The 24,685-nt window shown below is 69.3% G+C and carries 12 protein-coding genes; 10 read left to right on the top strand and 2 right to left on the bottom strand.

The annotated features are described in order from the left end of the window. Window positions 1-179 precede the first annotated feature (179 nt). From ACGF3A_RS15810 to ACGF3A_RS15790, 5 genes are all read left to right on the top strand, one after another. Window positions 180-1,919 (top strand): AIPR family protein, encoded by a 1,740-nt coding sequence (locus ACGF3A_RS15810; protein ID WP_393729961.1) that lies wholly within the window; start codon window positions 180-182, stop codon window positions 1,917-1,919. A 998-nt stretch (window positions 1,920-2,917) separates the two neighbouring features. Further along, the gene (locus ACGF3A_RS15805) at window positions 2,918-3,568 is read left to right on the top strand and encodes a hypothetical protein (RefSeq protein ID WP_393729960.1); all 651 of its coding nucleotides are present in this window, start codon (window positions 2,918-2,920) and stop codon (window positions 3,566-3,568) included. A 155-nt stretch (window positions 3,569-3,723) separates the two neighbouring features. Next, entirely contained in the window at window positions 3,724-10,041 is a 6,318-nt protein-coding gene (locus ACGF3A_RS15800) for a protein kinase (protein WP_393729958.1), read from the top strand. Window positions 10,042-10,133: 92 nt separating this feature from the next. Next, the gene (locus ACGF3A_RS15795) at window positions 10,134-13,106 is read left to right on the top strand and encodes a DEAD/DEAH box helicase (RefSeq protein ID WP_393729956.1); all 2,973 of its coding nucleotides are present in this window, start codon (window positions 10,134-10,136) and stop codon (window positions 13,104-13,106) included. After that, window positions 13,106-17,257, top strand: a complete 4,152-nt coding sequence (locus tag ACGF3A_RS15790) for an Eco57I restriction-modification methylase domain-containing protein (protein ID WP_393729954.1) — start codon at window positions 13,106-13,108, stop codon at window positions 17,255-17,257. The genes ACGF3A_RS15795 and ACGF3A_RS15790 overlap by 1 nt, the downstream gene beginning before the upstream one ends. Window positions 17,258-17,315: 58 nt before the next feature. Here the strand turns inward: ACGF3A_RS15790 and ACGF3A_RS15785 are convergent, their stop codons facing one another. Both ACGF3A_RS15785 and ACGF3A_RS15780 read right to left on the bottom strand, forming a co-directional pair. Further along, complete coding sequence (locus tag ACGF3A_RS15785) at window positions 17,316-17,507, bottom strand: DUF397 domain-containing protein (RefSeq protein ID WP_393729952.1); 192 nt, start codon at window positions 17,505-17,507, stop codon at window positions 17,316-17,318. Next, entirely contained in the window at window positions 17,500-18,366 is an 867-nt protein-coding gene (locus ACGF3A_RS15780) for a Scr1 family TA system antitoxin-like transcriptional regulator (RefSeq protein ID WP_393729950.1), read from the bottom strand. The genes ACGF3A_RS15785 and ACGF3A_RS15780 overlap by 8 nt, the downstream gene beginning before the upstream one ends. Window positions 18,367-18,565: 199 nt before the next feature. On the opposite strand from ACGF3A_RS15780, the gene ACGF3A_RS15775 reads away from it, so the two are divergent. The 5 genes from ACGF3A_RS15775 to ACGF3A_RS15755 are packed head-to-tail and all read left to right on the top strand — an operon-like array spanning window position 18,566 to window position 24,668. Further along, a complete protein-coding gene (locus ACGF3A_RS15775; RefSeq protein ID WP_393730693.1) occupies window positions 18,566-18,970 on the top strand; it encodes an ATP-binding protein in 405 nt (134 codons plus the stop codon). 59 nt (window positions 18,971-19,029) lie between these two features. Next, on the top strand, window positions 19,030-21,252 hold the full coding sequence (locus tag ACGF3A_RS15770; protein WP_393729948.1) for a hypothetical protein: 2,223 nt from the start codon (window positions 19,030-19,032) through the stop codon (window positions 21,250-21,252). 41 nt (window positions 21,253-21,293) lie between these two features. After that, entirely contained in the window at window positions 21,294-21,521 is a 228-nt protein-coding gene (locus ACGF3A_RS15765) for a hypothetical protein (protein ID WP_393729947.1), read from the top strand. Then, window positions 21,518-22,111, top strand: a complete 594-nt coding sequence (locus ACGF3A_RS15760) for a hypothetical protein (RefSeq protein WP_393729945.1) — start codon at window positions 21,518-21,520, stop codon at window positions 22,109-22,111. Before ACGF3A_RS15765 ends, ACGF3A_RS15760 begins: the two co-directional genes overlap by 4 nt. A gap of 46 nt (window positions 22,112-22,157) precedes the next feature. Further along, complete coding sequence (locus ACGF3A_RS15755) at window positions 22,158-24,668, top strand: Hsp70 family protein (RefSeq protein ID WP_393729943.1); 2,511 nt, start codon at window positions 22,158-22,160, stop codon at window positions 24,666-24,668. The last annotated feature ends 17 nt before the right edge of the window (window positions 24,669-24,685 follow it).

Below are 24,685 nucleotides of genomic sequence, written 5' to 3'. Positions count from 1 at the left end.
GGACGACGCAGGACGTCTCCTCCGGTGGTTCGGCACGAGCTACCCCGGCGCACGACAGAGTCCGCGAAGCACACCACGCCCCCTGCGTGTCTCAACTCATCGGCGTGCGCCGGGTGTTGTTCCACGACGGTCTCTGTCAACATTTTCTGCCCACGTTCCTCACACCATGGGGGGGTTGCATGGCGTCGGCGCAGAACAACGACCAGCGGCTGCTCGACCGGATCCTGGAAGACCAGCACCGTAAGCTCGCACCCGAGAAGAGCAGGGACGACTTCTTCACCTTCTTCGCCGCCGACAAGGCCCTACAAGACTGGGATCTCGACAACGACGAGATCACAGACGGCATCGTGGACGGTGCACACGACTGCGGCATCGACGGCATCTGGACCTTCGTCGACGAGCGGTACATCACCGCCGACACTCACCAGTACCTACCCTCCCGCGCCGGGAGAATCGAATTAGTGCTCCTGCAGGCGAAGAACGGCCCGGGATACCAGGAGACAGTGATCGAGAAGCTCCACTTCCATCTACCCGCACTGCTCGATATGAGTCGCGAGGAAAGCGGGCTGATCGACCACACCAACGCCAAGTTGCTTGACCGTACCCGCCGATTCCTGCATGTCCTGGAGGAGCTGGCCTCGTCGTTCCCGCAAGTCCGCATCAAGGTAATCTACGCCAGCAAAGCAGCAGAGACCCCCCACCCGAACGTCAAGTCCAAGGGAGATCGGCTCCGCAGGGAACTCGCCAAAATCACATCAGACACCACCGCCGACATTGAATACCTCAACGCGGCGGATCTGCGCGAGCGCACCGCTCGTGGCGCGAAGGCTATCGCCGAGCTCGTCTTCACGGAAACACCCATGAGCACGTCACTCGGCGAAGGCTACGTGTGCCTTGCCCGCCTCAACGAGTACTACCAGTTCATCACCTCGAACAACGAGGCCCTCCGCCTTGAGCTGTTCGAGTCCAACGTCCGCGACTACGCCGGTTCCACCGTGGTCAACAACGCCATCGGAGAAACCCTGAGGTCCGGGACCGGCGAGGACTTCTGGTGGTTCAACAACGGCGTCACCGTCGTCGCCGACGCCGCCCAGATCGCGGGCAAGAAGATCGTGATCAAAGAACCCCAGGTAGTCAACGGCCTGCAGACCAGCCACGAGATCTACAACTATGTCCAGAACGGCGGCCAGCACCGCAACCGATCCCTACTGGTCAAGATCGTCGTTGCACCGGAGTCCGGCACTGCCCGCGACCGCATCATCCGCGCCACCAACAGTCAGACCCAACTGCCAGCCGGCGCCCTGCGTGCCACCGAATCCGTCCAGAAGGACATCGAAGAAAGCCTCCACCAAGCCGGCAGCTACTACTATGAGCGCCGCGCCAGCTACTACCGAAACCTCGGCTTCCCCCTCGATCGCGTCGTCAGCATGGCTCGTCTGGCTCGCGAATTCACTGCTTTCGCACTCCACGAGCCACACATAGCGCTGCGTCACTCTGACGCCCTACTCCTGGACGACCAGCACTACGCCCAGATCTTCTCCACCCGACATGACCTGGACATCTACACGCTCTGCCTTGATGTCCACACCCGACTTCGTGTCTTCCTCACCCAGTACGCCGAGGACCGCCCGCTGCTCGGAGAGACTCTGGAAAACTGGCTCTACCCGGTGGCATGCATGTCGGCGTACACCCTGACCCGGCTCCGGCAACCCTCCCCGCGCGACCTACTCAACATCGACCTGGACCACCTCACCGATACGCTCATGACCCGCATGACCGGCACCCTGGAGCACAACTTCAAGACCGCTCTGCGCCAAAGCAAGGCTGGCGGCGTCGACCGCATCGCTCGCACACCTGACTTCACCGCCAAGCTCCGGCAATCCGTCATCACCCAGAGCCGCTACCGGATCGATAGATGATCTAAGGCTAGGCTAGACAGTCACCCAGGGACATCGGCGCATCCGGACTCAGAGTCTCCAGCCGAATCGAGTCAGCATCCTGTCCAAGGAAGCTCAAGCGAACCTGTCGCCACTCATTATCGACATTGGTGTCCGCCAATCTCCGTTAGGATGGTGTCGGCCTGGACGGCTGTGCGGGAAACAGCAGATCAGGCATCGTTTTTCCACTCGACCAGGGAGACATACGGGGCTCAGCGCGTCAAATGAGCGTCACGGCGGTGAATTGGCGACACGGGGGGAGAGAGATCACTGCGAGTTCCTACACCGCTGTCATAGCGGCCGTGGTCGTTAAGTATGGAGGACCACTGCACGCCAGGTGCCTGTAGCGCCTCTAGGTTGGCCTTCCCGTCCACGGGCCGTCGAGGAGCCGACGTGGTGAAGTACGCGTTGACGGAGCCGCAGGTCCACTTGCTCCGCGAGATCGCGGCAGCTACCAGTGCGATGCCCATTCCACCTGCCCGGCTCCAGACATCCTGGGCCGTGGAACAACGGGGCCTGATCAAGCGGATCTGGAGCGGGAGCGGGCACGTCTCCGTCGTCACTGCGGACGGCCACTACTACCTCGAGCAGGGCAGGCATCCCCGACAGGTCCAGGCCGAGAAGGAGCGACTGAAGGATGACGCCGCCCATGCCGCGCGGGCTCCGGACGACGGAGCAGAGCTAATCTCCCCTCCGCAGTCGGACTCGGGGAAGATCACGGTTCCCGATCCTGCCGCGCAAACCCGGGGTCGATGGCGGGCGGCGTACTCCGACGCGCTCCAGCACGGGCACGTGCCCACGGGGCACAAGCTGCGGTGGAACGGCCGACATCGCGGCGACTGTGTCTTCACTCTGATTGACGAGGAGGCTGAGAAGGCAGTCCAGCCTCCTCCCGTTCCGGCCGTCGACGTGCCGGAGACCCTCGATCGCCCTCATCGCCTCGTTCGTGCGACGCGCAAGGCCCTGGGACGATCCCAGAGGTGGTCGACACCCGGAGCAAGTCGGAAGTCATCCCGCTGCACCTGTCGCGTCCACTCGCCGACCGGACCCTGCGGATCATGCACGCACCGCTGACGGAAGCGGAAGGCCGGGGCTACGCGGTCGAGGCCCAGAACGACCCGAAACGCAGTGAAGCCGTACGCATGGTCGCGACCGTGATCCGGCGCTGGGCCTTTCCTCTCGCTCTCACGAAGCGGACGGCCAAGGTCCCGCACGAGCCGACCCCGCAGGAGCTCCGTCGGCAGGAGCACAATCCCTGGACGCGTCTGCCCAAGTGCGACGAAGAGTTCAACGGCCGCCTCGCTCTTGGCGCGCCCTCCGGGAGCTGGTACCAGCACTCGTACTCCTACAGCGACGGTGCCCGGTGGACGCTGGAGTCACGGATTGGACATCTACTGCAGGATCTCGAACGCCTTGTGGCGGAAGCCAACCGCCGGGAGCAGGAGAAGCAGCTGCGTGAGTCCGAACAGCCGCGCCGCGGTACGCGGCCGTCGCGAGCAGCAGATCGAGCAGCACCGGGCGACGGTTCTCACCGGGCAGATTCGGGCCTGGCGGCAGGCGTCGGTAATGGACCGAAACGACAACCACCGTCCTCTCCATTCATTGCCGCGGTCACGGCTAAGGCATGTTGACATAGTCAACAGCACTTCACGGCCCATACCCTCACTTCTGGTGTACCCTTCCCGCTAGATACCTTCCATCACAACGCGAGTGACGGGGAGCAGCAGTGGTGCTGGAGCAGGTCGGTGGACGTTTCCGGATTACCGGTGACCTGGGTCGCGGAAACATGGGCGAGGTGCACCGGGCCGTGGACCTGGAAGCCGCACCCGCTTCGACGCAGTACGAGGTGGCGCTCAAGACGGTACTGCGCAATCGCACCGGCCTGCTGGTCGAGGCTGCGGAGGGGAACAAGGAGACTCAGCGCTTCCACCGCGAGGTGAGGATCATGCGCATGCTTTCCCAGGGTCACCCCAACCTCACCCATCTGATCGCAGGCGGCGTCGACGACGCACCGGGTGGCAGCGGTCTCCCTTATCTGGCAATGGAGTTGCTCGACGGCCACGCCCTGGGCCTGCTCATGGACGAAGAGCCGCAGCTCCCGGTCTCCTGGGTCGCCGCGATCGGCGCGCAGATCGCGTCCGGCCTCGCCGCCGCGCACACGGCTGGCGTCGTCCACCGCGATCTGAAGCCGGCCAACGCGATGCTGCTCCGCGACGGCACCGTGAAGATCCTCGACTTCGGCATGGGCTCGATCGTCGACGACCCTGACCAGACGCGACTGACCAGCACCGGCGTGAGCGTCGGCACGGCACGGTACATGGCGCCCGAGCAGTTCCGCGCCGAGCTGGTCTCCGCCGCGGCCGATCTGTACGCGCTCGGCTGCGTCCTCTACGAGATGCTGATCGGCCGCCCCCCGTTCTCCGCGCGGACCGCCTACGAGCTGTCCGCGCAGCACCAGTACGACCCGCCGCCGCGGCTGACCATCGTGCGGCCCGATCTGCCGCAGGCCCTGGTGCGCCTGGTCTCCCGGCTCCTGGAGAAGGAGCCGGAGAACCGCCCGGAGAACGCCACCCTGATCCGCGAGGCCCTGATCCCGCACGCGCTCGCCCCCGACGCGACGGTCGACCTGCTCGCCCCGGAGTGGACGGCGATGGACCCGGTGGCCCGGCTCCGCACCGAGTTGCCACAGCCCGCTGCCGTGAAGCCGGCCCCGGTACCGCGCCGTTCACCCCGCCTGCCGGAGACCATGGACGTCTTCGGCATCCACAACAATCTGATCGAGGAGTACGCGAGCTTCACGCGGAGCGCCACCGTCATCCGTGACGCCCGGACCGAGAACTTCGTCGAGGACGACCTGGCCTCGAAGTCGCAGTGGCCCGACCCCTGGCTCTCGCTGAATCCGTTCTTCGCCGACGGCGGCCAGGTCACCGATCTGGTCAGGGACGGGCTGCTGCATCCACGCTGTGCCGAGATCTTCCAGGTCGGCAAGAAGGAGGACGCCCGCCGTCCGGACGGCCGGCCGCTCACCTTCCACCGCCATCAGCGCGAGGCGATCGAGGCGGCCCAGGAAGGCGACTCGTACGTGCTCACCACCGGCACGGGTTCCGGTAAGTCGCTCTCCTACATCGTGCCGATCGTGAACCAGGTGTTGAAGGAGCGGGACGCGGCCGCTCCGAGGGCTCCGCGACGGGTACGGGCGATCGTCGTCTACCCGATGAACGCGCTGGCCAATTCCCAGCTTAAGGAGTTGGAGAAGTACCTGCGGCACGGCTTCGGGGAGGGCCACGAGCCGGTCACCTTCGCCCGGTACACGGGCCAGGAGGACGAGGAGCGGCGCAAGGAGCTACGCCGGAATCCGCCGGACATCCTGCTCACCAACTACGTGATGCTGGAACTGATGCTCACCCGGCCGGACGACCGCGACGGTCTGATCCGGAACGCCGAAGGCCTGCAGTTCCTCGTCTTCGACGAGCTGCACACCTACCGGGGCCGGCAGGGAGCGGACGTCGCGCTGCTGATCCGCCGGGTCCGCGAGGCATGCCGTGCGGGGCAGAACCTGCAGTGCGTCGGCACCTCGGCGACCATGTCCACCGAGGGCACCTGGGAGGACCAGCGGCGGGAGGTCGCCCGGGTCGCGGGCCGGCTCTTCGGCACCACGGTGCTGCCCACCCGGGTGATCGGCGAGACGCTGGTCCGGGCCACCGATCAGCCCCCGGCGGCCGTTCCCCCCGAGCGGCTGCGGATGCCCGCGGCGCCCCTCGCGTACGAGACACTCACCCGGGACCCCCTCGCCCGCTGGGTGGAGTCCCGGTTCGGCCTTGAGGAGGAGCCGGATACCGGGCGGCTGCGCCGCTGTGCGCCGCGCACCATCGAGTCGGCCGCCGAGGAACTGTCCACCGATTCCGGGGTCCCCGCCGGCCAGGTCCGGGAGGCGATCCGCGCCACCCTGGAGGCCGGTTCCCAGGCCAAGCACCCGGTGACCGAGCGGCCCCTCTTCGCCTTCCGCCTGCACCAGTTCCTCTCCAAGGGCGACACCGTGTACACGACCCTGGAGAATCCGCTCACCCGCCCGCTGACCCGCACCTTCCAGCTGGAGCAGCCGGGCAGCGGGGGCATGCCGCTGTACCCGTTGTCGTTCTGCCGGGAGTGCGGTCAGGAGTACCTCACGGTGTGGCGCACCGAGGGCCGTGATGGTGTCTTCCGTTACGAGCCCCGGCGTGGCACCTCGGCCTCCGGGGGCCGCGAAGGCGAGGGCTGTCTGTACGTCGGGGTGCCGGACGAGGACTACGTCTGGCCCGCCGATCCACAGCGGGCCGTGGACGACCGGCGGATTCCGGAGTCCTGGCTGGAGCAGGACTCGAACGGTCTGACGGTGGTGAAGAAGACCTACCGGGAGCGGGTGCCCAAGCGCGTCGTCGTCGACCCCTTCGGCACGGAGAGCACGGAGAGCGGCGAGGGTCTTGAGGCGGCGTTTGTCCCGGCGCCGTTCCTGTTCTGTGTGCACTGTCAGGTGTCGTACGAGCAGACCCGCGGCCGTGACTTCGCCAAGCTGGCGACGCTCGACCAGGAGGGCCGCTCCTCGGCTACCTCCCTGATCTCGGCCTCCATCCTGAAGTCGCTGCGCGCGGTGCCGGAGAGGAGCCTGGACAAGGAGGCCCGCAAGCTCCTCACTTTCGTAGACAACCGTCAGGACGCCTCGCTGCAGGCCGGCCACTTCAACGACTTCGCGCAGGTCACCCAGTTGCGCGGGGCTCTGTACGCGGCCGTCGTGCGCTCCGGTGAGGAGGGGGTGCGCCACGACGACCTGACGGCGGCGGTGACGGAGGTGATGGGCCTTGCACCGCGCGAGTACACAGGTGTCGCCGACCAGCCGCCGTCCATGGAGCGCCGGGCGACGAAGACCTTCCGGGACGTCGTCGGCTACCGCCTCTACCGCGACCTGGAGCGCGGCTGGCGGATCACTATGCCCAACCTGGAGCAGACGGGCCTGTTGCGCATCGACTACGAGGACCTGGAGTGGGTGGCCGCCCGCGCCGAGCGCTGGGAATCGGCGCACCCGGTGCTCCGCGAGATCGACGCGGAGCTGCGTGCCGAGATCGCCCGCACTCTCCTGGACTTCCTGCGCCGGGGCCTGGCCATCGATGTGCAGTACTTCCGGGACGACTTCGACGCGTTGAAGGGCGCCAGCGAGGAGCGGCTGACTGGCCCCTGGGTCCTCGGTGAAAGCGACAAGCCGAATGTCGGCACGGCCTACCCGTACGGTTCCAAGCCTGGTATGGAGCGCACCGCCCTGTTCCTCTCGCCGCGCGGGAAGTTCGGCAAGTATCTGCGCCGGAACGTCCCCGCGCTGCGTGAGGCCCCGCAGGACGATGTGCGGGGGGTGATCGAGACTCTGCTCACTGTGCTCCGCGACGCCGACCTGGTGCGCGAGGTGGAGGCGGCCCCGGAGCGTTCGGGGCCGGCGCTCCGCCGGCGTACGGCGGAGAAGCGCACCGGGTACCGGGTGTCGGCCGCCGCGATCGTGTGGCGGGCCGGCACCGGGGAGACGGGGGTTATCGACCCGTTGACCCGCACCTACAGCCACGGCGAGGGGCCGCGCGTCAATCCCTTCTTCCGCGATTTGTACCGTGACGCCGCAACCGAGCTGGCGGGGCTCTACGCCCGCGAGCACACCGCGCAGGTGCCGCCGGAGGACCGGCTGCTGCGCGAGGAGGAGTTCCGCACGGCGGAACTGCCGCTGCTCTACTGCTCGCCGACGATGGAGCTGGGCGTCGACATCTCCTCACTCAACGCGGTGATGATGCGCAACGTGCCGCCGACGCCGGCCAACTACGCCCAGCGTTCCGGCCGTGCGGGCCGTTCGGGGCAGCCGGCTCTGGTGACCACGTACTGCGCGACGGGCAACAGCCATGACCAGTACTACTTCCGCCGCTCGGAGGCGATGGTCTCCGGCCAGGTCGCGCCGCCCCGCCTCGATCTCGCCAACGAGGACCTGGTCCGCTCGCACGTCCAGAGCATCTGGCTGGCGGAGACCGAGATGAAGCTCGGTACGGCCGTACCTGACATCGTCGATGTGGCGTACGACCCGGAAAGCGGGGACCGGCCCGATCCCCAGATGGTGCTGCCGCTGCACACGCACATCCGTGACAGGTCACTCGACGAGGGCGCCCGGCGCCGCGCGGTCACCGCCGCGCACAGCGTGCTCGCGCCGCTGATCTCGGACTTCCAGGACACGACCTGGTGGTACGACGAGTGGATCGAGGACCGTATCGAGCAGGCCGCGGACAGGTTCGACAAGTCCTTCGACCGGTGGCGTGACCTGTTCCGGGCCGCCGTGCTCGACCAGTACGAGCAGAACAAGCGGGTGGTGGACCACACGCTCAGCCAGGGCGAGCAGGGCCGCGCCCGCACCCGCCGCCGGGAGGCCGAGACGCAGACCAATCTTCTGCTCAACCGCTCCACCGACAACAAGTCGGTGATGAGCGACTTCAACCCCTACCGCTATCTGGCCTCCGAGGGCTTCCTCCCCGGCTACAGCTTCCCCCGCCTGCCGCTGGCCGCGTACATCCCGCGTTCGGGCAACCGGCGCAACGCCGACGGCGACTATCTCCAGCGGCCACGGTTCCTGGCGATCCGCGAGTTCGGCCCGGGTGCGCTGATCTACCACGAGGGCGCCCGCTACCAGGTGACCCGGATCCAACTGCCGCCGGACGCCTCCGGCGATCTGGCGACGGCGGAGGCACGCCGCTGCGACACCTGCGGTTACCACCACCCGGTCCGTCCCGGCCTCGACCGCTGCGCGATGTGCGATACGGAGCTGACCGGGAAGCGCACCGGCCTTATCCATCTCCACACCGTGTACACCACCCCCCGCGAGCGGATCTCCTCCGATGAGGAGGAGCGGCGCCGGGCCGGTTTCCGGCTGGAGACCTCGTACGCCTTCCAGGACCACGGGGTCCGCAAGGGCCGTCTCACCTCGCAGGTGACGGACGGAGATGGTGCCGCCGTCCTCGCCCTCGACTACGGCGATTCGGCCACGGTCCGGATCACCAACCTGGGCCGGGTCCGCGACAAGGAGGACGTGCAGGACGGCTACTGGCTGGACCTGGGCGACGGCCGCTGGCTCAACGACCGGGCTGCGGCGGACGCCGTGGAGGGCACCGGGATGCCGGTGGTCGACGAGGACGGCAACGAGAAGCGCCGCCGGAAGCGGGTCCTGCCGTACGTGGAGGACCGGCGGAACATCCTGGTGACGACGCTGGACGAGCCGCTGCCGGAGCCGGTCGCGTTCTCCGTCCTGTACGCCCTGGAGCGGGGCATCGAGGCCGCCTTCGAGCTGGAGGACTCCGAGCTGACGGCCGAACTCCTGCCGCCGCCCGAGGGACCGCGCCGCCGACTGCTCTTCACCGAGGCCGCGGAGGGCGGTGCCGGTGTGCTGCGTCGGCTGCGACAGGAGCGAGGGGCGCTGGCGAAGGCCGCCCGCGCCGCCCTGCGGATCTGCCACTTCGACCCGGACACCGGCGAGGACCTGGGCGGTCCCGAGGGCGGCGAGGAGTGCGCCCGCGGCTGCTACGCCTGTCTCCTGACGTACGGCAACCAGACCCACCACCGCCTGCTGAGCCGCCACGCGGCCCGCCCGCTGCTGCTGCGCCTCGCGGGCTCGCAGACCGAACGCGAGGACCGGGGAGAGTCCCGGAGCGAGCAGTTCCACCGGCTGGCGGCACCCACCGCGACCGGGTCCAACGACCCCGCCCGGACCGGCAGCGATGTATCCGCCGTGCCCACTCCGCTGGAGGCCGACCTCGAAGCCCTGGTCGCCTCGGGTGATCTCCTCGGCTGGCTGAAGGCCAAGGGCTACCGGCTGCCGGACGAGGTCGACGTCCTGGTTCCGGAGGCCGCCGCCAAGCCGGATCTGGTGTTCCGTATGGACGGCGCCAACCTCGCGGTCTTCGTCGACCTCCCCGGCCACGGTGCCGATTCCGCCCGGGACCGCGGGGCCGGCGACCGCCTGGAGGAGGCCGGCTGGGACGTGCTGCGTTTCCGGGCCGGAACCGACTGGGACGCCGTGGCGGACGACAACGCGATGTATTTCCAGACCCGTTGACCGTTACGTTCTCCCGGTCGATCCTTACGCTCACCGCCCAGGTCCCACCCCGACCGTTCCACCCCGCCGCCCTCGAAGGAACCGAGAGACTCATGAGACCCACGTACACGGCCGGTTCGCTGGTGAACGCACGCGGCCGGGAATGGGTGGTGCTCCCCGAGAGCGCCTCCGGCATGCTGGTGCTGCGCCCGCTGGGCGGCGGCGAGGACGACGTCGCGGCAGTCTTTCCCGCCTTCGAAGAGGTGCGGGACGCCCAGTTCGCGGCACCGAGCCCGTCCGACCTGGGTGACCAGCGGGCGGCCGGCCTGCTGCGGACCGCGCTGCGGATCGGTTTCCGTTCCGGGGCCGGACCCTTCCGCGCGCTGGCGTCGATCGCCGTGGAGCCGCGCGCCTATCAGCTGGTGCCGCTGCTCATGGCGCTGCGGCAGCGCACCGTACGGCTGCTGATCTCGGACGACGTCGGCATCGGCAAGACCGTCGAGGCCGGCCTGATCGTCAAGGAACTCCTCGCGCAGGGCGAGGCGAGCCGCCTCGCGGTGCTCTGCTCCCCCTCGCTCGCCGAGCAGTGGCAGGGGGAACTGCGGGAGAAGTTCGGTATCGACGCCGAGCTGGTCCTCGCCTCCACCGTGTCGCGTCTGGAGCGCGGCCTGGAGCTGGGGCAGTCGCTCTTCGACCGGCACCCGTTCACGATCATCTCGACGGACTTCATCAAGTCGACCCGGCACCGCGAGGACTTCGTACGGCACTGTCCGGACCTGGTGGTGGTGGACGAGGCGCACACCTGCGTCGCGGCCGACGATGCGCAGAGCCCGGCCTCCTCGTCCACTAGTCAGCTCCGCTACGAATTGCTGCGGCGGGTCGCCGCTGACGAGGACCGGCATCTGCTGCTGCTCACGGCCACCCCGCACTCCGGCAAGGAGTCCGCGTTCCGCAATCTGCTCGGTCTCGTACGGCCGGACCTGGCCACGGTCGATCTGGAGAGCCCGGCTGGCCGGGCCCGTCTCGCCGAGCACTTCGTCGCCCGTAAGCGGGCCGACGTGCGCCAGTACCTCACCAAGGAGGACGGCCTCGCCGACGACTCCCTCGTCGAGCGGACCGCGTTCCCGTCCGACCGGTGGACCAAGGACGAACCGTACAAGCTGACCCCCGCCTACCGGGCGCTGCTCGACGACGCGATCGCCTATGCGGCGGACCGGGTGGAGACCGCGGGTCGCCAGGGCAAGCGGGAGGCCCGTATCGCCTGGTGGTCGGTGATCGCGCTGCTCCGGTCCATGGTGTCCTCGCCCGCCGCCGCGGCCCGCACCCTGGAGACCCGCTCCGAGTCCGCCGCCGCCCGGACCGCCGTCGAGGCGGACGCCCTCGGCGCTCCGCTGACCCGTGACTCCTCGGACAGCGACCGGCTGGAGGGTATGGACGTCTCGCCGGGCGCGGCGGAGAGCGAGCAGGGCGACCCGCGACTGCGTGAACTCGCCGCGCGTGCGGCCGAGTTGTACGGCCCGGCGTCCGACGCCAAGCTCAAGACGCTGACCGCGCATCTCAAGTCGCTGATCGCGGACGGCTACAGCCCGATCGTCTTCTGCCGCTACATCCCCACCGCCGAGTATCTGGCGACGCACCTGGAGAAGAAGCTGGGGGCGACAACGCGGATCGCGGCCGTCACCGGCACGCTCTCCCCACAGCAACGTCTGGAGCGCATCGAGAAGCTGGCCGCCGAGGACGCCGAGGACCCGGCTGTCCGCCGGGTCCTGATCGCCACCGACTGCCTCTCCGAGGGCGTCAACCTCCAGCACGCCTTCGACGCGGTGATCCACTACGACCTGGCGTGGAACCCGACCCGGCACGACCAGCGGGAGGGCCGCGTCGACCGGTACGGGCAGAAGCGCGACCAGGTCCGCGTGATCACCATGTTCGGCGAGGACAACGGCATCGACGGCAAGGTCCTCGAAGTCCTCTTCGCCAAGCACCGGCAGATCAAGAAGGACCTCGGCATCTCGGTCTCCGTCCCGGACGAGACAGCCTCGGGCGTCACCGACGCGGTGGTCGAATGGCTGCTCCTGCACGGCAGACAGGGCACCCAGGAAGGACTCTTCGACCTCGACGGCCACCAGGAGTCCCTGGACCGGATGGAACGGGAGTGGAACTCGGCCGCCGAGCGCGAGCGGACCTCCCGTTCGAAGTACGCGCAACGCGCCATCCACCCGGAGGAGGTGGCCCGCGAGGTCACCGCCGTACGGGCCGCGCTCGGCGGCTCCGAGGAGGTCCGCGACTTCGTCCTGGAGGCGCTGCGCGACCTTGACGCCCAGGTCCGCACTGCGACACCCACTGGCCGCGACGGCTCCGGCGACTTCGCCGCGCAGGTCGGCGGTACGCCGGCCGGTGTGCGCGACGGTCTCGCCGCGGTGCTCGGCGGACGGATCGTGGAGGAGGACCGGGAGATCCCGTTCCGCACCTCCCCGGCGATCGGGCGCGGCGAGGCGGCCCTGGTCCGCACCGACCCGGCGGTCGGCGCGCTCGCCGCGTACGTCCTCGACTCGGCCCTCGACGCGAACACTCCGGGCCCGCGCCCGGCCCGCCGCTGCGGCGTCGTCACCACGGACGCGGTCACCATCCGCACCACCCTGCTCCTGGTCCGCTACCGCTTCCACCTGACGTTGCCCTCCCGCACCGGGGAGCGGCAGATCGTCGCCGAGGACGCCCGGCTGCTCGCCTTCGAGGGCCTGCCCGCCCGCGCCCGCTGGCTCGACGACGACGCGGCAGCCGCGCTCCTCGGGGCACGGGCCGCCACGAACACCCACGAGCAGCTGGCCCGCAACCAGATCACCCGCACCCTGGACGGACTCCCCGAACTGTCCGGCCACATCACCGAGTACGGTGTCGCCCTCGCCGCCGACCTCGACGCCTCGCACCGCCGGGTGCGGAAGGCCGACACCAGCGACCGTGCAGAGATCGTCCGCGGCCTGAAGGTCGTCCCGCAGGAGCCCGCCGACGTCCTTGGTGTGTACGTGTATCTGCCGCAGCAGCCCGCCGCCGTATCCGCCCCTCTCGTGACCGGAGCCGAAGCCTGATGTCCGCCGCCACCCGCACCGCACCGGTCTTCACCGCCGTCACCACGGTCGGCGGGCTACTCCCCGGCGACATGCTCGTCCGCATCGCCGAGGCACAGAACCTGTCGGGCACCAAGTCCGCCGATTACAGGTTGCCGGGCTCGGTCGCCGTCCGCGACGAGGCCGAGCGCGCCTGGGAGTACCTCAAGCCGCTCTGGCGCGAACTGCGCGCCGCGCTGCCCACCGACCCGAAGACCGGCGCGCCCGCCGCCGACCCGACCGGCCGGGCCTCCTCCGACTGGCTCTCCCAGCTCTTCCGCAAGCTGGACTTCGGGGCGTTGACGGAGGTCGGCCCGGAGGGCATCCCCGCCGACTCCGATACGGAGACCCGGTTCCGTATCTCGCACCGGCACGGGCCCGCGCTGCTCCACCTGATCCCCTGGAACCAGGAACCGGACAAGCGCCCGGCGGCCGGGCAGGTACCGCCGCAGTCCCTCGTCCAGGACTGCCTCAACCGGACCGAGGCCCACCTCTGGGCGGTCCTCACCAACGGTCGAACGCTGCGACTGCTGCGCGACTCGTCGTCGTTCGCGACGGCCGCGTACGTCGAGTTCGACCTGGAGGCGATCTTCGACGGTGAACTGTTCAGCGAGTTCGTGCTGTTGTACTGCGTGCTGCACGCGTCGCGGTTCGAGGTGGCGGAGGGGGCGGCACCGTCCGGGTGCTGGCTGGAGAAATGGCGGACCGAAGCCGTCACCTCCGGCGCCCGCGCCCTGGACCAGCTGCGGCTCGGTGTCCAGCAGGCACTGACCGTGCTCGGTACGGGATTCCTGCGGCATCCGGACAACGGGCAGTTGCGCGAAGACACCGACCCGAAGGCGCTGCAAGCGGCGCTCCTGCGGCTCGTCTACCGGCTCCTCTTCGTCTTCGTCGCCGAGGACCGGGACGCGCTGCTCGACCCGGCAGCGGACGACCGGGCCCGCGACGCGTACGCGAAGTACTTCTCCTCGGACCGTCTGCGCAGGCGGGCACGGCGGCGCCAGGGCACCGCGCACGGTGACCAGTACGAGGCGCTGCGCCTGGTCCTCGACGCGCTCGGCACCGAGGGCGGCCGACCAGAGCTGGGCCTGCCCGGACTCGGCGGGCTCTTCTCGCGTACGGAGGCGGACGCGCCGCTGGAGGGGCTGAAGCTCTCCAACGAGTCGCTACTCAAGGCCGTCGGGTACCTGGCTCAGGTCCACGACCCGGGAGCGCGGCGCTGGCGGGCCGTCGACTACCGGCACCTGGACGCCGAAGAGCTCGGCTCGGTGTACGAGTCGCTGCTCGAACTGGAGCCGAAGCACTCGGCGGCGGACCGGTCGTTCGAGCTGGTCGAGGTGGCGGGCAACAGCCGCAAGACAACGGGCAGTTACTACACCCCGTCGTCGCTGATCGAATGCCTCCTCGACACCACCCTCGATCCGGTGATCGACGACGCGGTCAAGCGCGGCGAGCAGCGGGCCTCGGCGGGCGGACGCACCGACCCGGCGGATGACATCGTCACGGAGCTGCTCGGCCTGACGGTGTGCGACCCGGCGTGCGGTTCCGGGCACTTCCTGGTCGCCTCGGCGCGACGGATCGCCAAGCGGGTCGCTGCGGTACGCGAGCACAACCCGGAGCCGACGGTGGACGCGGTACGGCACGCGCTGCGGGAGGTCGTGGCACGGTGCATCTACGGCGTCGATCTCAACCTCATGGCGGTGGAGCTGGCGAAGGTGTCGCTGTGGCTGGAGGCGATGGAGCCGGGGAAGGCGCTGGGGTTCCTGGACGCGCATGTCCGGTGCGGCAACGCGCTGCTGGGCACGACGCCGTCACTCCTCGCGGGCGGAGTGCCCGACGAGGCGTTCGACGCGATCGAGGGCGACGACAAGAAGTACGCTGCCGCGCTCAAGAAGCGCAATAAGGCGCAACGCGGCGGCCAGGGCGACCTGTTCGCAGAGTCCGAGGTCACGGTGCCGAGTAACACGCGTCTCGCGGCTCAGCTCAACCTCATCACCAACGCTCCGTCCGACGACCTCAGTGAGGTCAACGCCCAGGAGGCGGCGTACGAGGCGTACGTGAACTCCGCCGCGTACACGCGCGGCCGTGAGACGGCGGACGCGTGGTGTGCCGCCTTCGTCTGGCCGAAGCAGCCGGGCGCGCCGGAGGCGCCGACGCACGACGTCGTACGGAGCCTGCTCGCCGGGGACACGGCGGCGGTGCCCGACGCGACGCTGACGGAGGTGCTCGCGCTGAGCAAGCGGTACCGGTTCTTCCACTGGCACCTGGAGTTCCCGGAGGTGTTCGCCGTCCCGGAGTCAGGGGCGGGCGTCGATCCGACGACGGGGTGGGCTGGCGGGTTCGACGCGGTGGTGGGGAATCCGCCGTGGGACAGCATCAACTTCCCCGAGACGGAGTTCTTCGCGGTACGCGCGCCGGACATCGCGGCGACCAACAACACAGCGGCCCGGAAGAAGAAGATCCAGGCGCTCGGGGACGACCTCGACACCGTTGGGCTGTTCAACGAGTACGAGGCCGCCAAGCGCCGGGTGTACGGCGAAAGCCACTTCCTGCGCATCTCCGGCCGCTATCCCCTGACGGGGCAGGGCAACCTCAACCTGTACGCGCTATTCGCCGAGGCCGATCGCATCCTGACCGGTGCCCGGGGGCGAACCGGTGTCATCGTGCCGACGGGTATCGCGACGGACGCGCGGACGCAGTATTTCTTCAAGGAGCTGGTGTCGGCGGGATCGCTGGCGGCGCTGTTCGACTTCGAGAACCGCAGCGGTCTCTTCCCGGCGGTGGACTCTCGCATGAAGTTCTGCGTGCTGTCCCTCGCAGGCCGCTCACTGCGTGAACCAGCCGCCCGATTCGCCTTCTTCGTCCATGACCCGGCGGAGCTGGAGACCCACGACAAGGTCTTCACCCTCACCCCCGAGGAGATCACTCTCCTCAACCCCAACACCGGGACCTGCCCGGTCTTCCGTACCCGCCGCGACGCCGAGATCACCCTCGGCATCTACCGCCGGGTTCCGGTCCTCCTCAAGGAGGCGGACAAGGCGAACGGCAACCCGTGGGGCGTGTCGTTCCTGCGCATGTTCGACATGTCCCACGACTCCCACCTCTTCCGCCCCTCGGCTGCCAACGGCGAGACGCTTGAGTCGATGCTCTCGGATGGTTGGCGCCTCGACGGGAACGTGCTGGTGCGCGGGGAAGAGCGGCTATTTCCGCTGTACGAGGCGAAGATGCTCGACTTCTTCAACCACCGCGCTGCCGATGTAGTGAAGAGCGCGACGGCGGTGCAGCGACAGAATCAGCCTGCTTATCTCGATGCAGGCAATTTGGATAACCCGGATCGTCAGGCGATGCCTTCGAGTTGGGCCCCGGAGTGCGATGTTGCAACCGGAACGCGGAACCGTCGGGATCTAGAGATCACCGCCGAGGGCGTGCAGTCGAAGCTCCGCACAAAGGGGTGGAACCACAATTGGCTGCTTGGGTGGCGCGACATCACGAGCTCCACGAACGAGCGCACAGCGATTGTCGGTTTCCTGCCCAAGTCTGCGGCGGCAAACAGCCTGCCCGTGTCCACCTTCCAAACGGATAACGTCCGCGCGATCGGTGCGTTGGGAGCCTGCGCTTCGTCGTTCGCCCTTGACTTCATCGCCCGGTTCAAGGTTGGCGGAACACACCTGAACTTCTTTATCACCTACCAACTGCCCTTCCTCTCCCCGAAACAATTGGATCCGCACCTCTCACTCGTTACTCCCCGCCTACTAGAACTCACCTATAGCGCCCATGACATGGCTCACTTCGCTCGCGACCTGGGCGACACCGGCGCCCCCTTCCGCTGGGACGAGGAGCGCCGCGCCGTCATCCGCGCCGAACTCGACGCTCTCTTCTTCCACCTCTACGGCATCACCCGGGACGATGTGTCGTACATCCTCGACACCTTCCCCATCGTGAAGCGTAAGGACGAGGCGACCCACGGCACCTACCGCACCAAGGACCTGATCCTCGCCGAGTACGACCGCATGGCCGCCGCTGGCCTCACCCTGGAGACGCCGCTCGACGAGAGCGACTCCGGCACGTACCGGTCCACGCTCACTCCGCCGCCGGGGCAGGGCCCGCGCCACCCGGCCCGCCAGGACGGCTGACGTCCGGATAACGCGAGGGGCGCCGTCCGCTGAGCAGCGAACGGCGCCCCTCGACGTATCAGCGCGCCGACGCGAACCGCACGAACCGGCCCCACCCGTCGCGGTCGACGGCGAAAGCCGGACGCGCCAGGTCCTTGGAGTCTCTTACATAGATGGCCTGTTCGGCGATCGCCACCTCAACGCAGCTGTCGCCTTGCGTCCCGCTGTAGCTGGACTTGAACCAGGCGAGCCCTGTCATGTCGCTACTCATGCTCTAGATCTCCTCGGAGTCGCTCCAACAGGTCCCTGGATTCCTTCGGGTTCAGGGCCTGCGAGCGCAGTGTGTCATAGCGCTGACAGAGGAGAGCCACCTCTTTCGGGTCCGAGATCAGCCGCCCGTTCTGCTGCCCCTCGGCGTATCCGAGCCTCCGATTGTCCGGCGTCTCCAGGATCTGCACCGGCCCGTCCAGGCAGCCGTGGAACTCCGTCTCCGTGGACACCACTTGCAATGTGACATTGCGCGGAGCCGTGAGTTCCAGCACGTGCTCCAATATGCTCGCCTGCACCCCACACCCACCCAGCTTCCGCCGGAATACCGACTCCTCCACGATGAACCCGAACGGCACGGTAGGCCGCTCCCGCACCATCCCCTGTCGCGCCATCCGCGCAGCGAGCTGCGCCTCCAACTGCTCGTCCGTCAGCAGCGGAATGCTGTTGTCGAACACCGCCCGCGCATACGCCTCCGACTGCAACAACCCCGGCACCAGCCTGCACTCGTACGTACACAGACTCACCGCCGTCCACTCCAGCCTGGCCCACTCTCGGAACCACGCCGCCAGCCCCACCTCCCCCCGCGACAGATGCGGCGCCGCCCTCCGCAACGCCCCCGTGTTCCCCGTCGCCTCCTCCCCGCACTCCACGAACAACTCGTCCGGCATCCGCCGCCCCAGCTCCACCGACTCCACGGTGTGCTTCGAGAACCGCACCCGCTCGCCGAACTCCACCCGGCTCAGCCCCGCATGCTCGCGCAGCGCCTGTACGATCGCCCCGAACGTCCGCAGACTGTCCGACGGATGCGGTTCCCGTTCCCCTTCCGGGAACGCACCAGCCCCTTCTCCGGCGTTGGCCATCCGTCGCCCCATCCTCCCGCACGTTCACATGCACCCAGAGTGACGGTTCCCCTCCGTACTGTCCACCCTGCGTGCTCGTACGGTGACCTCCCGCACGGGCCTCTCCTCTCGTCGCCCCGCCCCCGCGCGGGTCACGCTGACCCCATGAACCACACCGCACCCCGACTCACGCCCTTCACCACGACGTTCAGGCAAACAGCTGTCCTCCACCCGTCACGGCGCACGTCTCGCCCGACTCCTCGCCGTCACCGAACTCCACGCATGGGGCCTCACGCCGGACATCACGGAACGTGCCGAACTCGTCGTCGCCGAGCTCGCCGCCAACGCCGTCCCGCACGGCCGCGTCCCCGGCCGCGACTTCGAACTCGCCCTGACCTACACCCCATTGCCGCGTCCCGGTCGCCTCCTCATCGAGGTCTCCGACGCCCGTGGCGACCGCCTCCCCCGAGCCGCCACCGATGAGCCCGACCTCTCCACCGGCGGCCGGGGCATGACCCTCCTCACCCTCCTCCGCCGACCGCTGGGAGACCGTCCCACGCCCACAGGGCGCCAAGACCGTACGGGCGGAACTGGCCACATCGTCCGGTATCTGACGGTCCGTTGACCGAGCAAATAGGCGCCACATAAGGTCAACCACGCACCACGTGCACATAGGGGACCTGCTTGAACACCACCGACGCCACCCACATGCTCCGTCAGGCCGAGCACGCCTACAGCACGCGGAAATTCGCGCGCACGCTCAACCTGCTGGACCGGATCTCCGCAGACTGCCTTGGCCTCCCCGTGGACGACCGCGCCTCCTACGACGCACTGCGCGCCCTGCTCGCCGAACGCGCGGGCAACTGGCCCGAGGCGGTCCACCGCTGGCTCGCGGTGTTCGGCTCCACCCCGCCCGTGAGCGGCGAGGACCAGCCCTGCGGCCTCGGCTGCGATTGCGACGTCCGCACCGTACTCGACGCTCCGGATGCCATGTCCGGCGAGACGCCTTGCCTCTGCTGCCCGGCACACGCGCTGTGGCGCCTGGTGTGGCAGGCGGCCCGCCAGGGCGCGTTCGGCGAGGTCCTCGACGCCGTCCCCGACCCGTCCGGGAACCGCCGCACCGCCCTGGTGCACGCGGTCGCGGTCGGCACGCTGAAGTCGCTCGCCCAGAGCGACAAGGTCGCTCCGGCTCACGCGGTCTTCGCCATCTCTGTCTGGCACCTGCTGCTCAACGACGAAGACCCGCTCGGTTTCGAAGCCATGGTGACCGCCCGGCGCGGCGCTCCCCTCGGCGCCGAGGACTGGCAGTCCGCATGCGACACCCTGACGGACCGGATCCGTACGGCGCTCCGCGCGGTCGACGAACGCGACGGCCACGACGTCCTCGACGCCTGGGAAACCGTCTGGAACGTCGAGGAGTACGAGTACAGCGGCGAGCTCGTCCGCGGCGAACGCACCTACCTGCGCATGGAGGACTGCTTCGGCACCTGCGCCGACGGCCGGGAAGACAACCAGGGCGGCAGCACCGGCAGCTGCCGGTGCGACGTCGACACCTGGCGGCCACCCACCCCCGACACCGCTCCCCCGTGCCTGGGGCTGCTGCTCGGCGGCCGTCCCTGGGACGGCTCCCCCGTCACCGTGGACACCGCCGCCGAGCAACTGGAGGCATACGGTGAACACCTCGACCTGCTCACCGCGTACACCCGCCGTCACGGCGAACCCGTCACCTGGCAGGCGGACTCCGACACCCACCGGGCCTGTGCACCGCACCTTGCCGGAGCCCTGGTCACCAGGGCCCACGAGCGGTTCACGAAGGGCGACTGGCCGAACACCCTCACCGACCTCACCGCAGCCGCCCGCCTCGGCCTCGTACTCGACCCGTACCACCACGAGATGGCCCGCGAAGCCGGACTGAGCGCTGGCCGGAACGGCAACGGCTACCAGCGGGCCACGCTCATCCAGCGCATCCTCTGGCTGGAGTCCGCGCACGCGCTCGCTCCCGATGACACCGACCTCGCCCAGGAGCTGGCAGCCGCCCTGGTCCGGCGCGGCACCGAAGCTCTGGGAACGAAGGACACGATTCAGGCCCGCGCCCGCTTCCAGCGGGCGCTGTGCGTACACCCTGGCGATCCGGTGGCACAGGATGCGCTGGACGCGCTGGATCTTGCCGACATCGCTTCCGTCGTCACGGGAAACAGCCGGGGCAGACAGCCCGGTCTGCAACGGGTCGGGGCACTGCTGCGCCGCGGGTTCCGTGCGGAGGACCGGGCCGAGGATCTGCACGAGGTGTACGCCTGGTACAGCGAGCGGATGATCGAACGGGCCGTACGGAAGGCGCTCGACGGCAAGAAGAGCGAGGCCCGTCGGGCCCTGCGGCAACTACGGGAGGTCCGCCCCTCCGAGGACGAGTGGGGAGTACAGGCCGACGACGGTGTCTTCGCCCGCCTCCTGCACGACACGGCCGTCCGGCAGCTCGGAGCGCGGTCCGGCGACTATACCCGGCAGGTGCCCCTGCTGCTCTCCGCCGCCGCGTCCTTCGCACAGCTCACCGGGGCGGAGGCGGAGTGGCAGGCGCTGGAGATCATCGTGCCGTTCGCCGGGGAACTGGTCGACACCGGGCGCTTCTCCGAGCTGATCGCCCTTCAGGGCGGGCTGCTGATCACGCCGGGCCGCTCCGCGGCGTACGACCAGCTTCTCGCCGTCGCATACCACCGGCGCGCCCGCGACCGCCGTGCCGACGGTGACCACGCCGGTGACATACGCGACGAACGCACCGCGTCCGCCCTGGGGTTGGAGACCGGCCGGCAGATCTCCCTCCCGCTCGAACCGATGGTGTTCCCCGGCCTCTACGACTCACCTGGAACACCGGACCCGGACGACCCGCCATACATCCAGGAGACCCTGTGACCGCACACCCCCGCACACCGATACCCTTTTTCGGCCCCACCGTGTTCGAGCTCCTTCCGCATGCCAGGCCGGGCATCGGCCAGGGGGACCTCGCGAAGGCGGTGGGTGTGGCGGTCTCCCGGGCCCGCCGTGCCCGGGACACGGACCGCGAGCGCGCCCTGAAGGCCGCCCACGACGTGGCCCGCACCCCGGGCGACGTCCTCGTCAGCGAACTGCTCACTCCTCCCCTCCCGGCGTCCGACGCTCCGAAAGGTCCCGCATCCACGTGACCACTCCCCCGCCCGACACCGACGAGCTGCGCCAACTGCGCGTTCGCGTCGCGGCCCTCTCCCGCAAGCGCGAAGAGGCCGTGGCCCAACTGACCGGCCTCCTCACCGCGTTGCTTTCACTCGACGATGTCCTCGCCGACACGGCACACCGGTCCGAGCAGTTCGGCCGCTCCGGAGCAGGCCGGACCGGAGAAATCGAAGCCGTCGTGCAACAGCAGACGCAAGGCGCCCACCAGATGCTCCGGGCCGAACTCGCCCGCCACGGCGTGCATCCGATGGAACTCGCCGAGAAGATCCCCGACCCGGTGGAGGCACGGGTGACGGGCGTCGAACCGCATCCGACCGCTCCCGAGGGAACCGTCCTGCGGGAGACCGTCACCGGCTTCCGCCACGGGACCGCCTGCCTGCGCCGTGCCGATGTCGTCCTGGCCGTACCCGGGCCCGCGCCCGCGCCCGAACAGGGGGCGCCCGCCAGGACCTCCGAGGGCGGGGCCGCGCGGGAGCGCCGGAACCAGCCGCGCCGCACCAGCCGCGCCCAGCGCCGGCAGCCGCTGCCGCTGCCCCGCAAGCCTTCCAAGCGCCGCCGCTGAACCCGCTCCACACCCCTTACCGCCCCTGCCACCCGAAGGCCACGTCATGCCATACCGCACACTCGGAATCGATCTCGGCACCACCAACTCCGTCACCGTCTGGATGGACGGCGGCGTTCCGGTGGTCCTCCCCAACCGCCACAGCGAGCAGGCCACGGTGTCCGCCGTCGGTACAGGCGCCGACGGATCCCTCCTGGTGGGCAGCGAGGCGCTCGGCGTGCGCGACCACCTGCCCGGCTCCGTGATCACCGAGGTGAAGCGGCTGATCGGCCGCCGCCACGCCGACGCCGACGTCCAGCGGCTGCTCGACGAGCAGCCCGCGGACGCACCGCGGGTACGTAAGTCCGCGGACGGCGGGGTCGAGATCCAGCTCGGCGCCCACTGGCTGACGCCCGTACAGGTCTCGGCGATCCTGCTGCGACGGCTGCGGACGGACGCCGAGAACACCGCCGGCGAACCCTTCCCGCGAGCCGTGATCACCGTCCCGGCGTACTTCACGGAACCGCAGTACGCGGCGGTGCGGGAAGCCGGGGAGCTTGCGGGCTTCACCGTCGCGCGGATCCTGCCCGAACCGACCGCGGCGGCCCACGCCTTCGGAGTGGAGCGCCTCGTCGAGGATGACGACGACATGTGCTCGGTGCTCGTGTACGACCTCGGCGGCGGTACCTTCGACGTTTCCGTGCTGGTCATCGGGTCGGGGTACTTCCAGGTGTACAAGCTCGGCGGGGACAAGTCGCTCGGCGGGGCCGACTTCGACTCCGCGCTGTGCCGGATGCTCACCGACAAGCGACTCGGCAGCCGTGACCTCTCCGGGACCGGCGACGCGGCACGCATCCGCGCCGCCGCCGAACGCACCAAGATCGAACTCTCGGATGTCACCGCAGCGGAGATCATCCTCGCGCCGCTCGGAAAGCACGGCGGCTCCTGGACGGGAAAGGTCACCCGCGACGACTTCGAGGAGCTGATCGGCGCCGTGATCGACCGCACCCTGGAGCTCACCCGCGGCGTTTTGCGCGACGCGTCCAGGACGGCCGACGACATCGACAAGGTCCTCCTCGTCGGCGGCTCTACCCGCATCCCGCTGGTCCGCCGCCGCCTGGCCGAACTGTTCGGCGAGGAGAAGGTGCACGGCGGAATCGACCCCATGTCCGCCGTCGCGCTCGGCGCCGGCATCGAGGCCGGGCTCGCGTCCGCTCTCGCCTGCCCCTCCGAGCCGTGCCTGACCACCGGAATCCCGATCACCGAGAGCGCCTGCCCCGACTGCGGCACCTCTCTGCTCGGCACGGCGACAGTCGACTGCCCCGGCTGCCACGTGCCCGCCGCCGAGGGGACCACGAGCTGTCCGGTCTGTGCCGACAGCCTCTCCGGGCTGCGGGCGACTGCCCCCGTCGCGTCCCGCGCCGAGTGCCCGCACTGCGGCTGCCCGGAGAACTCCACCTCGGTCACCGTGTGCCAGGACTGCGACCAGCCGCTGGACGCCGGTGGCCTGAAGTGCCCCCAGTGTCAGATGGTCAACGCCGCCGGTCTGACGGCGTGCTCGGCTTGCGACGCACTGTTCCAGACCGACCAGCCGGAGCAGGTCACCGCCCAGAACCTGGGACTGGCACTCGACAACGGCACCGTCGCGGTCCTCTTCACCGCCGGAACGCCGTACCCGACCGACTGGAAGAACATCGAGAACCTTCAGATCCGGCCGGACGGCACCACCGCGCTGACCTTCCGGATCGTCGAAGGACCGCACGAGAAGTCGCACGCCCGCAACGAGTTCTGCGGGGAGCACACGCATGTCTTCGACAGGGGCACAGACAGCGTGGAGCGGCTCACACTCCGGGTACAGCTGGACGAGAACCGCACCGTGAACCTCGCCTACCGCATCGGCGACGGCGAGGAGCTGGGCGCACGGCTGCGCCGCAACGCCGTCGCCGACGGCATCGGCCGCGACGCCTCTCGACTCCTCGACGAGATCCGTACCCATGTCGCCCATTTCGGCGGCGAGTTGACGGCGGCGGAGCACGGCGTCTTCGCCGAACTGACAGAACAGCTCACCGCGATCGTATGCGGTGAACCCCTCGGCCGGTCCCTCGACGGATTCCTCGACGAGGCTCGCGACACGGTGGAGACGTGCCGGGACGCCCGCAGCTGGTTGGCCAACGCGTCCGTCGCCGCACGCCGGGGCCGGGAGCTGGGCCTCGACACGCCGTCCGAAGAGCTGGCCGACGCCCGGCGCGCCCTGGACGCGGCACGCGAGCGGCTGGATCTGCCCGCGATGCGGGCAGCGACGGAGCACGCCCGCGGCCTGTGGCGGCAGCTCGACACGACCACCTGGCAATCCATGCTCGCCGCCCACAACGCCGAGCACGGCCGCTTCCCGGAGTCCGTACGCCGTCCGATCCTGGCCGCCTGGGACGACCTGCGCGCCGCGGCCTCTCGCGGGGACTACGCCGCCCAGGACGCGCTGCACGTGAAACTGAACGAGCTCGCCGGTCACAGGCAGGCGCCTGCCCCCGCGGCGCGCAAGCAGCGGGACAGCGCCCAGGTGTTCCCCGAGCGCCGGTAGTCGAACGGGCGTGGTGA

Origin of the sequence: Streptomyces sp. NPDC048172 (genome assembly GCF_043202595.1) — a bacterium.
Classification (GTDB): Bacteria; Actinomycetota; Actinomycetes; order Streptomycetales; family Streptomycetaceae; genus Streptomyces.
Note: the sequence above shows the minus strand (reverse complement) of the source record. Positions and strands in the feature narration are given on the sequence as shown.